Annotated in this window: 11 protein-coding genes and 4 pseudogenes; 4 read left to right on the top strand and 11 right to left on the bottom strand. The window is 40.1% G+C overall.

The window, feature by feature from the left end:
• Positions 1-354: 354 nt before the first annotated feature.
• From gla to HT723_RS11835, 6 genes and pseudogenes are all read right to left on the bottom strand, one after another.
• On the bottom strand, positions 355-1,224 hold the full coding sequence (gla, locus tag HT723_RS08350; protein WP_172935022.1) for an aquaglyceroporin Gla: 870 nt from the start codon (positions 1,222-1,224) through the stop codon (positions 355-357).
• 222 nt (positions 1,225-1,446) lie between these two features.
• Complete coding sequence (locus tag HT723_RS11950; protein ID WP_172935023.1) at positions 1,447-2,133, bottom strand: LPXTG cell wall anchor domain-containing protein; 687 nt, start codon at positions 2,131-2,133, stop codon at positions 1,447-1,449.
• A gap of 75 nt (positions 2,134-2,208) precedes the next feature.
• Positions 2,209-2,379 (bottom strand): annotated as a pseudogene (locus tag HT723_RS11945) (cell surface protein); the annotation flags it as partial.
• Positions 2,380-2,442: 63 nt separating this feature from the next.
• A pseudogene (locus tag HT723_RS08335) lies at positions 2,443-2,718 on the bottom strand (cell surface protein); the annotation flags it as partial.
• Positions 2,676-3,663: pseudogene (locus HT723_RS11640) on the bottom strand (MucBP domain-containing protein); the annotation flags it as partial. The pseudogenes HT723_RS11640 and HT723_RS08335, both read right to left, overlap by 43 nt.
• A 2,061-nt stretch (positions 3,664-5,724) precedes the next feature.
• Positions 5,725-5,829: pseudogene (locus tag HT723_RS11835) on the bottom strand (YSIRK-type signal peptide-containing protein); the annotation flags it as partial.
• Between the two features lie 454 nt (positions 5,830-6,283).
• On the opposite strand from HT723_RS11835, the gene HT723_RS08320 reads away from it, so the two are divergent.
• From HT723_RS08320 to HT723_RS08310, 3 genes are all read left to right on the top strand, one after another.
• A complete protein-coding gene (locus HT723_RS08320; RefSeq protein ID WP_172935021.1) occupies positions 6,284-7,246 on the top strand; it encodes an Rpn family recombination-promoting nuclease/putative transposase in 963 nt (320 codons plus the stop codon).
• Positions 7,247-7,480: 234 nt separating this feature from the next.
• Positions 7,481-9,196, top strand: a complete 1,716-nt coding sequence (locus tag HT723_RS08315; protein ID WP_172935020.1) for a phospho-sugar mutase — start codon at positions 7,481-7,483, stop codon at positions 9,194-9,196.
• 110 nt (positions 9,197-9,306) lie between these two features.
• Positions 9,307-9,654 carry a thiol reductase thioredoxin gene (locus tag HT723_RS08310; protein WP_050090142.1) on the top strand — a complete coding sequence of 116 codons (348 nt, stop codon included), beginning with the start codon at positions 9,307-9,309 and terminating at the stop codon, positions 9,652-9,654.
• Positions 9,655-9,931: 277 nt separating this feature from the next.
• On the opposite strand, the gene HT723_RS08305 is transcribed toward HT723_RS08310, so the two are convergent.
• The 5 genes from HT723_RS08305 to HT723_RS08285 form a co-directional block, all read right to left on the bottom strand.
• Complete coding sequence (locus HT723_RS08305; protein ID WP_050223531.1) at positions 9,932-10,768, bottom strand: amino acid ABC transporter substrate-binding protein; 837 nt, start codon at positions 10,766-10,768, stop codon at positions 9,932-9,934.
• A 12-nt stretch (positions 10,769-10,780) separates the two neighbouring features.
• On the bottom strand, positions 10,781-11,410 hold the full coding sequence (locus HT723_RS08300) for an amino acid ABC transporter ATP-binding protein (RefSeq protein WP_172935019.1): 630 nt from the start codon (positions 11,408-11,410) through the stop codon (positions 10,781-10,783).
• Positions 11,411-11,419: 9 nt separating this feature from the next.
• Positions 11,420-12,061 carry an amino acid ABC transporter permease gene (locus tag HT723_RS08295; protein WP_050208578.1) on the bottom strand — a complete coding sequence of 214 codons (642 nt, stop codon included), beginning with the start codon at positions 12,059-12,061 and terminating at the stop codon, positions 11,420-11,422.
• 145 nt (positions 12,062-12,206) lie between these two features.
• The gene (locus HT723_RS08290) at positions 12,207-13,436 is read right to left on the bottom strand and encodes a tetratricopeptide repeat protein (RefSeq protein WP_172935018.1); all 1,230 of its coding nucleotides are present in this window, start codon (positions 13,434-13,436) and stop codon (positions 12,207-12,209) included.
• The gene (locus HT723_RS08285) at positions 13,426-14,592 is read right to left on the bottom strand and encodes an AI-2E family transporter (RefSeq protein ID WP_172935017.1); all 1,167 of its coding nucleotides are present in this window, start codon (positions 14,590-14,592) and stop codon (positions 13,426-13,428) included. Before HT723_RS08285 ends, HT723_RS08290 begins: the two co-directional genes overlap by 11 nt.
• Positions 14,593-14,735: 143 nt before the next feature.
• Here HT723_RS08285 and HT723_RS08280 point away from each other — a divergent pair, with 143 nt between their 5' ends.
• Positions 14,736-15,749 (top strand): lactonase family protein, encoded by a 1,014-nt coding sequence (locus tag HT723_RS08280; protein WP_172935016.1) that lies wholly within the window; start codon positions 14,736-14,738, stop codon positions 15,747-15,749.
• Positions 15,750-15,789: the final 40 nt, after the last annotated feature.

The following is a 15,789-nucleotide window of genomic DNA, read 5'->3' as shown; positions in this document are numbered from 1 at the left end:
TTGAACTTGAAATTTGGCGCGGACTATTCCAACTTCAACCCACTATAAAGCAGACTTACAAGATAGGGAACCCATCTCCGATAATATAATATATAGTAGAATGAAAACTGCACAATTTGATTGGGGAATTCAAACTAATTTCTCACAATGTTTGAGAAAAAGGGTCTATTATTTCAACTGCAACCTACTATAGCCCATTAAAGTTGGAATAACCCACTGAGACTTCTAAACCACTGCTGGAGAGGAGTTTGTGTCGATTTTCTTTCATTTCCCTGAAAAATCAAAAAGAGAGAACCAATCTGATCCTCTCTTACTTATAAATGGTGCTCACTCAAATGTTAAAGGAGCTATTTCTTAGAGATAAAGGAATTTGAATACAGCTACTGCCGCAATTGCTGCTGCAATAGGTGCTACTACTGGTACCCAAGAATACCACCATTTTGAATCGCCTTTATGCTCACCAAGAACTGATTTTGGAAGGAAAGCATGAAGGAGACGTGGCCCCAAGTCACGAGCTGGGTTCAAGGCAGGTCCTGTAGGTCCTCCAAGTGATGTTACCAAAGCCATAACGAGGAATCCAAGTGCCAAGTGAGCCACAGAAAGTCCTGAAGCAGTGTGTGGAGCCACCTGTGCTTTAATAGCCAAGTCAGAAAAATCAACTGTCTGTCCTGCTTGTGTTGCCATTTGTTTCATGTATTGAATCACTTCAGCACCAAAGAAGTTTTTAGTCAAACCGAGAGCTGCAAAGAACAAAACAAATGAACCAACAAACTCATTAATCAAACCATTGACAGTTGCTGCATAGCGACTTTCTTTTGTACCATGGTCAATACTTGAAATAGTTGAGAAAGTTCCCAAGATGTTATTTGGGTTTTCAGTTTTCAAGTAGAATGGACGGTGTGTTGCCACAACTAAGGCTTGACCAAAGATAGCCCCCAAGACTTGCGCGATAATGTAAGGTACCACTTGTGCCCAAGGGAAAAGACCGCTAACTGCAAGCCCTAGAGTGAAAGCAGGGTTGATGTGGTTCCCAGATACGTTACCAAACATCAAGGCTGGGATCATAACCCCCATACCATAACCAACAGCGATGACGAGCCAGCCACTTTGGTGACCTTTCGTACCTTTAAGTTCAACGTTGGCAACCGCACCATTCCCAAGAATGATCAAAATGGCAGTTCCCAAAAATTCAGTGGCATATTTCAGTGCCCATGTGAAATCCATTTGCTAGATTCTCCTTAAAATTTTTTAGATATTCTTTATTCTATCAATTTTCACCCTATTTAGCAACTGATTTCTGGAAATATTTTTAAAAAAATAGGATTCAGAGTTTCCCAGTCCAATGAACTTGTAAGCGTTTTTAATCTTCTCGAAAGACCTCGTTCTCAAAACCAGGAAAAAGCCCACATCTGTGAGCTTTTCCTTGTTCCTAGATTCTAAAATCTATTATTTTTCATCTTCTTTTTTCTTGAAGAATCCTAATCCTAGACCAGCTAATAAGGTCATGATACCAGCGCTAGCCAAGGTAGCATTCGCTTCTGTACCTGTGTTTGGCAATTCCTCTCTTTTATTTGTCTCAGAAGTCGGAACTTCTGGGTCTGGACTCACTGGAATTTCAGTTTTTGGAGTACCTGGTTCTGGAGTTAGCTCTGGTATTGGAGTCTCTTGATTTGGTAGTTCTGGGTTTGGTGTCGGAACACTTGGATGCTCTGGATTTGGTTGTGGGTTTGGTTTGTCTGGAGTCGGTTCACCTGGAGCACCTGGTTCCTGAGGACTTGGAATTTCTGGTTTTTCTGGAATTGGTTTTTCTGGTCTTGATAAACGGTCATACCTTACCAAAATAGTCGTACCTTTTGAATCTGCTGTTACTTCTGCATTCGATACTTTTGGTAAATCTGGTTTACCATAATTTTCAATTTCTGGCGATACGACTTCGTCCCAGTTGCCTGTTGTCCATTCACCTTCTGTCACGACTTTCGTCACTTTGTTACGCTTGTTGGTTCTTGTTAATTCAACTGTTTGCGTAACTGGGCTACCTACTTCTGTTGTTTCATCAGTCGCATCTACATACTTGATGGTACGGGTAACAGTTTTGCTTTCTTTAACATCTTCTGTAGCTTGTGGGTATTTCACTACTTCGGTTGTATCTGTAGTTGTTGATGTTACAGTTGCTTCCGCTACAGTTGCCTTATCTGGGGCGTCATAGTTTTCTACTGATGGTGAAGTTTTTTCGTCCCAGTTGCCTGTTGTCCATTCACCTTCTGTCACGACTTTCGTCACTTTGTTACGCTTGTTGGTTCTTGTTAATTCAACTGTTTGCGTAACTGGGCTACCTACTTCTGTTGTTTCATCAGTCGCATCTACATACTTGATGGTACGGGTAACAGTTTTGCTTTCTTTAATATCTTCTGTAGCTTGCGGATATTTCACTACTTCGGTTGTATCTGTAGTTGTTGATGTTACAGTTGCTTCCGCTACAGTTGCCTTATCTGGGGCGTCATAGTTTTCTACTGATGGTGAAGTTTTTTCGTCCCAGTTTCCTGTTGTCCATTCACCGTAGGTTACAACTCCTGTGACCTTGTTCTCAATTTTTGTACGGCTTAAGGTTACAGGTTGAACAACATCTTCTTTGACATTTTGGTTCGTAACTTTATCAACGTAATGAATGGTACGCGTTATAGTCTTCGTCTCAGTAGAGGTTGCTGTTTTGGGAACCACTGTTTCTTCAACATTCTCACGGTAGTAGTAGTTAACGGTTGCACCGTCTTCTGGTACAGTTCCTGTGGCATTTGCAGGAGTTGCTACCAAGGTGTATGTTGTTTTCCTTGTGATAACTCGGTCTTCTTTGTCCTCAGTTGTTGTTTTCCCTTCAATAGTTTTTGCTTCTGTAGTATACTGAGAACCTATCGCTAAATCAGCTTTTACAACAGACTCTGCCAACTTCTCTTGGGTGCCTTCTTTGTAGTAATTGGCTGTTACTGTAGCAGTGGTTGGCGCTTCGCTCTCTCTATAAACTAAGGTCACTGTTCTACCTTCTCTTACAATATCTCCAGTTAAACTTGCAGAAGCTATATCTTCTTTTTCAAAAGTATAATATTTTCCGTCAGTAGTAGTCATGCTACTGAGTTTTTTATCTGTGACATCATAACTCGTACCAATCAGTTGTTTTTTATTGGTAATGTAGGTTCCGTCACTTTCTTTTTCTCCAATTCCAGTATCATTTTTCAATGATAACAAATTCCCTTGTTCATCAACATAGCGAACTTTCACATTTCCTGAGATTAGTTCTGCCAATTCTGAGGTTTTCTTCTTTTTCTTGATTTCTTCGGTTATTTTATCTTTCTCTTCTGGTGGAATATTTAGTTTTGGAATGATTTTTTCAACAACGGTTCGTGATGGTTCCACAGTATCTTGGATGACTGAAAAATCAGCTAGGATCGGTAAGTTATATTGAAGTCTTGGACTTTGCTTATTAACCCCAACGCGTTTTTCGTTGTCAGCAAACACTTGTATCTTGTAGGCTACAACGTCTTTACCTAATGGAATATCTCCTGTTGAGAAGTATCCACCTTTACCTAGTTTGTCATTATCTCCGCCAATTTCCGCATGAATTTTTTTTGATAATTCATCATCAGAAATCACCTCTGAACGTTCAATGTTTTCTTTTTCAACAAAATAGGCAGTGAATTTTGAAAGACCATCTTTTTCCTTCGCAGCAAGTTCATTAGTACGATATTTGTTATAGTCAGCGTCCGTCATCTCATTTATTGGAGGTTTTACAGTTGCTTCCATGAGTGAGCCAAGGATTTTTGCTTCTTTACTTCCGTTTCTTGCTTCCAGGTAAGTGTAGGCGTTTGTGGATCCAAGGGCTGCTTTTAAGGCTGAGATTTCTTTGTTAAGTTTAGTTTTATCCTCTTCATTCGTAGTGCTTGCTAAGCTAGCTTCTTTTGTTTTCAGTCTAGCTTCAAGTTCTTGACGATGATTCTTCACTTTTTCTGGGTCTGTTTGGAGTTCTAATTGGTCTGTATCTGCATGATAGATAATTTTTTTCGCAGTTGGTAATACAAAATCCAATAATTTATAGACACGATCTCGGTCTTTACTTTTTAGAGTTCCATCTGGATTTTTCTCAGTACTGACCACCCATATTGCGGACTTTTTTTGCACCTCGCTATCCGTTATATGCCTTAATACATTTTGGAGTTTATTAGCTACAGTTGCATAGCGCTCTGTAAAGTTTAGTTCCTCTTTAAACTTATTTCTTAACTTTCCTGTACCTTCTCGCAATTTATCCTTATCGATAGGCAACTCAACTATAACATCTCCTTTTTTAGCGAGTTCTTGTTTTGCTTCCTCTTTTAAAGGTTTTAGTTTCTTAACATCTACTCCTCTTTCACTCGGATATTTTTTCTTATATTTAGCATGTGCAAGAATATTAACTTTTTTATTGTACTCATCCTTTAAAAGCCTTTTAATTGTTCTGTTAATATTACTTAAATCCACACCTTGGCCATAGCGTTCTTCATTCTCTACTACTCCGTCAATTCGGTTGATCGTGTGGTCATAGATAGTTTCTTCTTTAGTAGTATTATCAGTCTCACCTTTTTTAATCGCTTTAACAACAATACGATAGGTCCCTTTTGACCCTTCATAGTCTGAGATATATCCTGTTACAAAGTCGATTTTCAAACGACTTCCATATTTGGTGGAAAAGGCAGTGAAGGTTTTTTCTATTCCATTGAATCCTTCAATATTTGGAGAATGTTGGAGAATATCTTCCTTATCTTTTACAGGTAAGCTATTAAGATGTTCCTTATTTCCTGTTCTATTTTCTGTCTTTATATCAAACGGAGAGTTATCTTGTGCTTTATCATCTTTATTGGCGATAGTACGTCCTTTGGCAAGCATCAGCATGTAATTAAAACGACGATCTAGGGCTTGCTCGTGAAGGTAGACTCGGTCAAGAGCATCAGAACCAAGCATTCCACCTTCTTGACGATGTCCATCTTTGTCAGTGTACCAACCAGTGAAATACCCTTGAGCATTTTTCTTACCGATGGCGAACGTTCCACCGCTTATAGCTACCCAACCACCAAACTCGTTAATTTCACGAATTTCACCATCTTGTAGTTTCTCGCCATCTTCATCTTTAACGACTTTCCCGTCTTTAAATCTCAGTGCATCCCCGAGAGTGTTCATATTTCTCAAGTATGAACGCTCGTTATTTTGGAAGTCGTCTGGCATATTTTTTACAATATCCCATAATTGTTCGAGAGTCAGATTTTCCTTAGAATCATCAAATTTCAGGTTGGCATTCTTATCATCCCCACCCTTTTCTCCATCTTTAGGCACAATGACCCCAGGCTGGTGTTCTTTTACTGTGTCACCCTTACGATTGGCATCCAGTAAATCTGAATCAGTATCTGCTGTGTCTGAACCTCCCTCATTTCCAGAAGTCGGCTCTGATTCAGTTCCTGTAGCTCCATTCGATGAATCACTTGCCTCCTCATCAGCTAATTCTCTTTTACTACGAGTACGAGGTTTCGTACTTTCTGGAGTTACTAGCGGATTGTCAGCTACGGGAGCATTATAGGTGTTTGCTGCTGCATCAGTATGACTGAGGTCAGTCTTGTTTTCTGGCTCTCCAATTCCAGACTGTCCTGGATCTGTCGGGTTTGCTGTCCTCTCAGCTTCCCTCGCTGACTCCACGCCCTCAGCATGAGCAATCCCAGCTCCCATCAAAAGATAGAGCGCCCCAATGACAACACTAGCTGCACCGACACTCACTTTCCGAATACTGTATTTTAATTGTTTTTCTGGATGATTCATTCTTACACTCCATATATATATATATATATATTGTGCCCTATTACTTCCTATATAATAGAATACAATTCATGAATATATTATACACCAGTCGGCTTGAAACTTCAAATTTTTTGAATGGAAGACTAGGAGATAGACGACTCTTTTTACTGAGAGCAAGGCTAGGTTAGAAGTCCCTCATCAGTAAGTCGACACCAAAGATGAAGCCTCATCATCCTTGCCTTGTCGTGTGCATCTTATGGACTTACTTCCTCCTATCAGCAAGCTCAGCGCTGTGCTTTGAGACCTTCCTAGCTTGCTTTTGGATTTCCATTAACTTTTACACTTATTTCTTTAAAAAAATGAGACAATTTGACATTTTTTCTACTCTTTTTCTACTTTTTCCGAATAAATAGATAGAAGCATCAAATCTAGTAAATTAGATTAAAAAATGTGCTATAATAGAAGGAGGAAATGGATGATTTTAAGACATCCGGGCATTAGCCCAACTAATGACTTGGTTGCTAAAAAGATTTTTAGTAATCCAGAAATCACTTGTCAATTTATTCGCGATATGTTGGATTTACCAGCCAAAAATGTAACCATTTTGGAGGGGAGCAATATTCACGTCTTGCCTTCCATGCCTTACTCAGCGCAGGATTTTTATACCAGTATAGACGTCTTGGCGGAGTTGGATAATGGAACTCAAGTAATCATTGAGATTCAAGTCCATCATCAGAATTTTTTCATCAATCGCCTGTGGGCTTACCTTTGCAGTCAGGTCAATCAAAACCTAGAAAAAATTCGCCAACGGGAAGGTGACACACACCAGAGCTATAAACACATCGCACCAGTATACGCTATCGCAATTGTAGACAGCAATTACTTTTCAGATGAATTGGCTTTTCATAGCTTTAGTATGCGAGAGGACACGACAGGTGAGGTCTTAACCATCACCAATAATGGACAGGAAAACCATCTAGTCAAGATGGCATTCTTGGAATTAAAAAAATACAGAGAAACCAGCAAAGACGAGGTTCGCAAGCCGTGGTTGGAGTTTTTCGGGAATAAACCCTTTACCCAGCACCCCGAGCGTGCCATCAGCCAAGCAGACCAACTGCTGGACTACAAGAGCTGGTCCGAGGAGGACAGGAAAATGTTTAGTCAACTACGTATGCGAGAAGAACAAGCCTTGTTAGCACAGGACTATGCCTTGGAACAAGCGGAGGAAAAGGGCTTAGAACGTGGTCGCGCAGAGGGCATTGAAAAAGGGCGAGAAGAAGGTCTTGAACAGGGACTGGAGCAAGGGAAAGTTGAAGGAAGTTTGTCCATGCTACTAAATTTAGTCCGTCAAGGTCTTCTGACTTCTGAGGTAGCCAGCCATCAATTGGGAATGACTGTCTCTGAGTTTGAGGCGCTATTGAAAGATTATCATCATTAAAAGATGCTGGGTAAAAGTCTTCTCATAATAAAACGTTTGGCATCAATGTTTTATTATGAGAAGACTTACTTTTTTTACTGAAATTGAATTTTTCCTAGCCTCAACATCATATAAACCCAAAATTCAATCTGACCTGGTTTGAAGATATTTTCGAAGCAGATAAGGTTTTACTAAAACTAAAAAAAATGATATAATCAAACTGATTAAATGTTTTAAAAATAAAGGAGAATTTGAATGTCTTACCAAGAAAATTACCAGAAATGGGTTGATTTTGCGGAGCTTCCTGACTACCTTCGTCAAGATTTGGAAAATATGGACGAAAAAACAAAGGAAGATGCCTTCTATACAAATCTTGAATTTGGTACTGCAGGTATGCGTGGCTTGATTGGTGCTGGTACAAACCGCATCAACATCTACGTTGTTCGTCAAGCTACTGAAGGATTGGCTCGTTTGATTGAGTCAAAAGGTGGAAACGAGAAAGAACGCGGTGTAGCAATCGCCTACGATAGCCGTCACTTCTCACCTGAGTTTGCCTTTGAATCTGCGGCAGTTCTTGCTAAACATGGTATCAAATCTTATGTATTTGAAAGCCTTCGTCCAACTCCAGAACTATCATTTGCAGTTCGTCACCTCAACTGTTTCGCAGGTATCATGATCACAGCCAGCCACAACCCTGCTCCATTTAACGGATACAAGGTTTACGGTGAAGACGGTGGACAAATGCCTCCACATGACGCGGACGCTTTGACTACTTATATCCGTGCAATCGAAAATCCATTTGCAGTTGAAGTTGCTGATGTGGAAGCTGAAAAAGCTTCTGGCTTGATTGAAGTTATCGGTGAAGCTGTTGACGTAGAATACCTTAAAGAGGTTAAGGACGTAAACATCAACCCAGCCTTGATTAAAGAATTTGGTAAAGACATGAAAATTGTCTACACACCACTTCATGGTACTGGTGAAATGTTGGCTCGTCGTGCTCTTGCCCAAGCAGGATTTGACTCTGTTCAAGTTGTTGAAGCGCAAGCAACTGCTGACCCAGACTTCTCAACTGTAACATCTCCAAACCCAGAAAGCCAAGCAGCCTTTGCCCTTGCTGAAGAACTTGGTCGTCAAGTTGGTGCAGATGTTCTTGTCGCAACTGACCCAGACGCTGACCGTGTTGGTGTTGAAGTTCTTCAAAAAGATGGTAGCTACCTCAACCTTTCAGGTAACCAAATCGGTGCTATCATGGCTAAATACATCTTGGAAGCTCACAAAAACGCTGGAACTCTTCCTGAAAACGCAGCCCTCTGCAAATCTATCGTTTCAACTGACTTGGTAACGAAGATTGCTGAAAGCTACGACGCAACTATGTTCAACGTCTTGACAGGTTTCAAATTTATCGCTGAAAAAATCCAAGAATTCGAAGAAAAACACAATCACACTTACATGATGGGATTTGAAGAAAGCTTCGGTTACTTGATTAAACCATTTGTACGTGATAAAGACGCTATCCAAGCCGTTCTTGTCGTTGCTGAACTTGCTGCCTACTATCGTTCACGTGGTTTGACACTTGCTGACGGTATCGAAGAAATCTACAAAGAGTACGGTTATTACGCAGAAAAAACAATCTCTGTTACTCTTTCAGGTGTCGATGGTGCTGAACAAATCAAAGCGATTATGGCTAAATTCCGTAACAATGCTCCAAAAGAATGGAACACAACAGCTATCACTGTCGTAGAAGACTTCAAAGCTCAAACAGCTACTGCTGACGGTACTGTTACAAACTTGACAACTCCTCCAAGCGATGTGTTGAAATACACACTTGCTGACGGTTCATGGATTGCTGTTCGCCCTTCAGGTACAGAACCAAAAATCAAGTTCTACATTGCAGTTGTAGGGGAAACAACCGAAGAATCACAAGCTAAAATTGCGAACATCGAAGCAGAAATCAATGCTTTTGTAAAATAAAGACCTAAAAAGATGAGACCAACCAATCTCATCTTTTTTTCGTATCAAATCTAAGCAATTTTAGAAACTTTATGGCATACTAGACATATCAATGAAAGCGAGGTAATCTCATGGAACAATTTTTAGATAACATCAAAGATCTTGAAGTCACTACAGTTGCACGTGCGCAAGAAGCTCTTGATAAGAAAGAAACTGCAACCTTCTTTATCGGTCGCAAAACTTGCCCTTACTGCCGTAAATTTGCTGGTACCTTGGCAGGTGTCGTAGCTGAAACCAAAGCTCACATTTACTTCATCAATAGTGAAGAAGCAAGCCAACTCAATGAGTTGCAAGCATTCCGCTCACGCTACGGAATCCCAACTGTACCAGGATTTGTTCACGTTGCAGATGGACAAATCAACGTCCGTTGCGACTCTTCAATGTCAGCACAAGAAATCAAGGACTTTGCTGGATTGTAAAAAATCAGCTAACAAGTCTTAAAATTACAAAAACGCATAATGTAAGGTGCAAAAACCTTGATATTATGCGTTTTATTGTTTCTAAAACAGTTACATCAGCATTTCATTACAGCACATTTTAATTTTGGAAGTCAAATCAATTTTTAACAATGTTTTAGAAATCACAGTGGGCTATTCCATATTCAATTATCCAGATTCAATCGCTATTATCGTTTTCCTAGATTACAAAAAAACTACGTTTTGCTAATCAAAACGTAGTCTCAGCCACTATTTTATCTTACTGTCCTTCTTTTACTTCTTTGGTTGCTACATCTTCTCCAAACCATTTTTGGCTGATTTCTTGGAATTTACCGTCCTTGTAAAGACTAGAAAAAGCTTCATTTATCTTCTTAACCAGAGTTGTATCTTCCTTACGGGCTCCAACCGCAAAGGCTTCTGTTTCTAGTCCAACTGTAAAGACATTATAATCGTTTAAAACGCCTTCTGCTTCTAAATAATAATTTGCATAGACACGGTCAATCAATAGACCGTCAATTCGATCATTTTTCAAATCAATCAAGGCTTCATTAAAGGTTTGGTATTGATTCGCTTCCTTATTAGCGACAATATCCTTTAAAATCGCTGGGTTTGCTTCAAAGTCCGCATAACCAGATGAACCAGCTTGAGCTCCTAATGTCTTTCCAGCCATATCCTTTGCAGTCGTGATACCAGATGATTTCTTCGTAACCAATACCTGCTCATTCTTCATATATGAGTGACTGAATGCTACCTTTTCACGGCGTTCGTCTGTAGCGGAATAGCCATTCCAAATCAGATCAATCGTTCCTTTTGTCAATTCAGCTTCTTTCAAATCCCAATCAATCGGTTGCCAATTTATCGTAATTCCGTATTTTTCAAAAACAGCTGTAGCTAAATCAATATCAAATCCTGCATAAGAACCATCTTTCTGAGCAAATCCCATTGGAACAAAAGTACTATCAAATCCAATAGTAATAGACTTGTTAGACTCGTACTTAGACCAATTATCTCCACTAGTTTCGCTAGTATTTTTCCCACAAGCTACTAAGAACAAAGCAATCATCAGACTGACTAATACAAGCATCCATTTTTTCATCCATTTTTCCTCCTATTTAGGTTCTACTTTCAATAATACATCTGCGATATTTTCAGCAAACTGCAAATCATGGGTAACCACAATCTGGGTCATCCCAAGTTCCCTATTTTGCAAGATTAACTTTTCAACTTCCAAGCGTAATTCCGGATCCAGGGCAGAAGTTGGTTCATCGTAGCCAATAATTTCCGGGTCAATCATCATAGCACGCGCCAAGGCCACCCGCTGCTTCTGCCCACCAGATAGCGAGAAAGGATAGGCATCTGCGTGTCCTGCTAGTCCTAACTGTTCCAAGAGACCACGCGCCTTCTTCTCAGCCTCCTCCTGCTTCATTCCCATGGTCTTCACAGGCGATAAGGTCAAATTGTCCAGAACTGATAAATGAGGGAACAGTTGAAAATCTTGGAAGACAAATCCCAGTAGGTTTCGCTTCTGCAATTCATCCAGCTCTAAAGGTTGTCCATTATAAAAGATTTGCCCTGAATCAATGGTTTCAAGACCCGCAAGCATACGTAAGAGGGTCGTCTTACCTCCACCGGAAGGCCCAACGATAGCCAGGATTTGCTTTTCAGGAATACTTAGATTGAAATCAGACAGGATTTGTTTGTCTCCAAAGACTTTATTGATATTTCGTAATTCTAACATGGCAGCCTCCTATCTATAATAACTATACTTCTTCTCAACTTTTTTGGAAATAATTGTCACAATCCCAATCAAAATCAAGTAAATGGCACCTGCCAAGAACATAGGAACTAGACTAGCATCACGGTTGGCAGCTGTTCGACTAGCCAAGATAAGGTCAGAAATTCCTAGAGCATATACCAGAGAAGTATCCTTGACCAAACTCATAACTTCGTTAAAGACACTAGGAAGAACGATCTTGGTCACCTGAGGTAAAATAATATAGCGCACTGTGGCAGAGGGACTAAACTTCAAGACCTTGGCTGCCTCATACTGTCCTCTTGGAATAGTGTCAATTCCCCCACGGAAAATTTCTGCAAAGTAAGCCGCATAATTCAAAACAAAGGCAATAATAGCTGCAGGAAGGCGGTCTAAACGAATCCCAATACTTGGGAGCACATAATAAATAAAAATCAGTTGCAAGAGTAAGGGAGTTCCTCGCATAACCCAGATGTAAATGTTAATCAGATAATGGAGGGGCTTCCAATGGACTTGCAAGGCAAAGGCAATCAAAACGCCCAAAGGAATCGAAAATAGCAAGACCAGTGCAAAGACCTGTACAGTCGTGCTCGCACCATTCAGTAAACTCGGTAATATCTCAAATAAATAAGACATACTGCACCTCCTAAAAGTAATTGTTCCTATTATAGCATGAATAAACAAAATAACCAACCATTTTTGCAAAAAAATTCTATCATATACAAATAAAAACCGTAGCTATCAAAAGAGATAAACTACAGTTCTATATGTTTAAACATTCTTACAATCTCTCAAACAGTTCTTGCATTTGCACATCATCTGGAACCAGTTTTAAGTAAGCTTGTGCATTGACTTTTGCTTCCTCAAAGTAGCCCAATTCACGCAAGAGATAGATATAGTGTTCCAAAAACTCTGGATTGTCCTTTAAATCTCCTGCCAACTCTTGGTAATGCTCATAGGCAGTATCCAAATCGTCCATTTCTTGATAGGAACGAGCAATCATCCACTTGGTCAAGAGATTTTCTGGCTCATCGCTCTGCAAGTCTAGAATATCCTCATAACGCTCCTGCTCCAGATAAATAGTTGCTAGACGGAGTAAGATTTCTTCCGTATCCTCAGCATCTTCTTTTGCAGTAAGGAGATAATTTTCTGCCCCACTTGCATCATGCAATTCATAAGAGAATTGCGAAGCAGCTAGCAAGAGGCGAGTTTCAAAGGGATTTTTCTCTAAGCCTTGCTTAGCGATACGCAGGGCTTCTTGAACTTGATGTTCCTTATGTAAGGCCTGACTGTAACCATACTCATATCCTTCAAAATCAGGAGAAATGGTATCGATCTGCTTAAAGTAGAGGACGGCCTTTTGGTATTCTTCTCGATCAAAGTAAAGACTGGCCAACTCAAAAGCTGTTAGGTCATCGTATTCTAACTCCAGAGCTTTTTCTAAAAACTCTGTGGCCGTTTCAAATTTCCCTAACTGAGCATAGGCAAAGCCAATTCGTTGATAGGTGGAAATGCCTGTTTGCTCATAAATAGTACGATTATCTAACTGGGCATAGCCTTGAATGGCCTCTTGGTAATTTTCCAACTCACTATCCAACTCTGCTAATCCCAATATCAAGAGAGGATCTTCTGAGTAAGTCAAGGCCTCCAATAATTTCTCACGCGCCACATCTGTCAAACCTTCCATCTGGTAAAGATCTGCCTTAAGAAGCAAAGCCGACACATACCAGTCACTGTCAGCTTGGATTTCCTCAAGATAAGCGAAGGCTTCTTCGATTTGACCATCCTCGCTAGCGATTGCAGCTAGATTAAGATGAACCTCTGGGAAATCCTCTACGATTTTCAGGTAAATTTCCTTGGCCTGAGGATAAAAACCAATCCCTTCAAGATAAGTTGCCAACTCATACAGAAGGTCACTTGAATCATTTTCTAAAGCTTTGGCGAAATAATGCTCAGCCTTGGCTAAATCTTGCTCTTCCAAAGATTGTAACATCTGTTGACTATTGTTCACTCTTGACTTCCTCTCCCTCTAATTCATATAGACCACTGACTACCTTATACCATTCGAAAATGGCTGAAATGACAACCTTAGCAGAGGCATAAACTGGAATACCAAGCAAGACTCCCCAAATACCAAACATGGAGCCTGAAGTTAACAAAACAAAGAGAACATTAATGGGATGAATGTTTAATTGACTTCCCAAAATCAATGGAGAGACAAAACGGCCTTCAATAGTTTGTTCTACGATAAAGACAATCACTACTTTCAAAAGCATGACTGGCCCAGCAATCAAGCCCAGAACTAGGGCAGGAAGCATGGCTAGGAAGCTACCAAGATAAGGAACCAGATTTAGAATACCAGCAGTAACACCCAGCGTAACCGCATAGCGTAGACCAATAATCTTGAAGAAGATCATAAACATTACTGCTACAATAATAGCCACTGTCACTTGCCCTCGAACATAGTTGGACAACTGTTGATTCACATCTGATAAAACTTGTCCAACAGGTTCTTTCAATTTTCTTGGCATAAATTGGGTCAAATAGTTACGCAAGCCTTTCCCATCACGCAAGAGATAAAAGAGCATGAAAGGAACGATAATCAAGGCAACAATCACTTGAGATGCCCCGCTAATAAAGGCACTCACCCAGTTGACTGCCTGAGATGAAACCTTACTTGCCCAAACTGTAGCCTGGCTAGAGAAGTTTGTTAAAACCTGCTCTAACTGAGGTCTGAAATCATCTGGCAGGTGCTGGGCTACCAATCCATTAACAATCCTATCTATATCGTCTAAGTAAACAGGAACGTTTCTTGCAAAGGTCAAAACCTGACGTTGCAGATTTGGAATGGCGACTGCCAAGCCCCAAATGATAAAGAGAGCGATGATAACAAAGACAATAGTGATAGCTATAACACGATTAACCTTATGCTTCTCCATCCAATCAACAATAGGATTCAACAAATAATATAACAAACCAGACAAAATGACTGGCAACATCACAACTGCTAAAAAGTCTAAAACAGGTGAAAATAGAAAACTAATCTTACTTAAAATAAAAAGATTGAGTCCCAATAATAAGGTTACTAAAAATACCGTAATGGCCTTGTTATCTAAAAACCACTTAAAAAACCAAGATAGGCTAAAATGTTTCTCTTTTTGCTCCATAAATACTTCCTTTCTATCGTTCTCTCATTATACCATTTTTAAATCAAAATAACTCTTTTTTAAAGTGCTTACATCTAATTGGATGTCTTTAATTGGCTTGTTTTTGTGATATAATAGTCTTATCTTTATATAGAGGTAACGTTATGAAAGAAACTGTTTATTTTGGAACTTATACACGTCGTACTTCCCAAGGGATTTACAAGGCTGACTTTGATACAGAAACTGGTCAGCTTTCAAATCTAGAACTTTTTGCAGCTGAGCCAAGTCCAACCTACCTTGCCTTTGACCAGCACCAACACCTATACACTGTTGGTAGTCAAGACGATAAGGGAGGGATTGCAGCCTATCAAACTGACGGGACTTTATTAAATCACGTCGTTGAAAAAGGAGCTCCCCACTGTTATGTTGCTGTCGATGAAAAGCGTGGTTTGGTTTACGCAGCCAACTACCATAAAGGACAGGTCCTTGTTTATAAACGTCAGAAGGATGGGAGTCTTCTACTTAGTGATATGGATCAACACAGGGGCCAAGGTCCACATGAGAATCAAGCTTCCCCCCATGTTCACTATACAGATTTAACACCTGACCACTATCTAGTGACCTGCGACTTGGGAACTGACCAAGTTATCACTTATGACCTTGATCGAGAAGGGAAATTATCTAAACTCTATACCTACCACAGCCAGCCAGGAGCAGGCTCACGCCATATCGTTTTCCATAACCACTATAAAATCGCTTATCTGATTTGTGAACTCAATAGCACTATCGAGGTTCTAATCTACGATGGCGTTGGCGAATTTGAACGTATGCAAGTTATTTCAACTCTACCAGACGGTTATGAAGGCTTTAATGGAACCGCTGCTATTCGTCTCTCTACAGACGGTAAATACCTCTACGCTTCTAACCGTGGTCATGATTCTATCTCAGTATATACCATCCTTGCGGACGGTAGCTTAGAGTTATTAGAAATCGTTCCAACACATGGTCAGACTCCACGTGATTTTGATTTGACACCTGACCAAAAATTTCTCATTGCTGTCCACCAAGACTCTGACAATGCAACTGTCTTTAAACGTAATTGTGACAATGGTCGTCTAGCAGAACTTTCTAACGACTTCCATGTACCAGAAGCGGTCTGCATCAGTTTTGCTCCTTAATACTCTTCAAACCACGTCAGCGTCGCCTTACCGTAGGTAT

Origin of the sequence: Streptococcus sp. 2106 (genome assembly GCF_013277315.1) — a bacterium.
Lineage (GTDB): Bacteria > Bacillota > Bacilli > Lactobacillales > Streptococcaceae > Streptococcus > Streptococcus pseudopneumoniae.
This window is presented reverse-complemented; position numbering and strand designations above follow the sequence as displayed.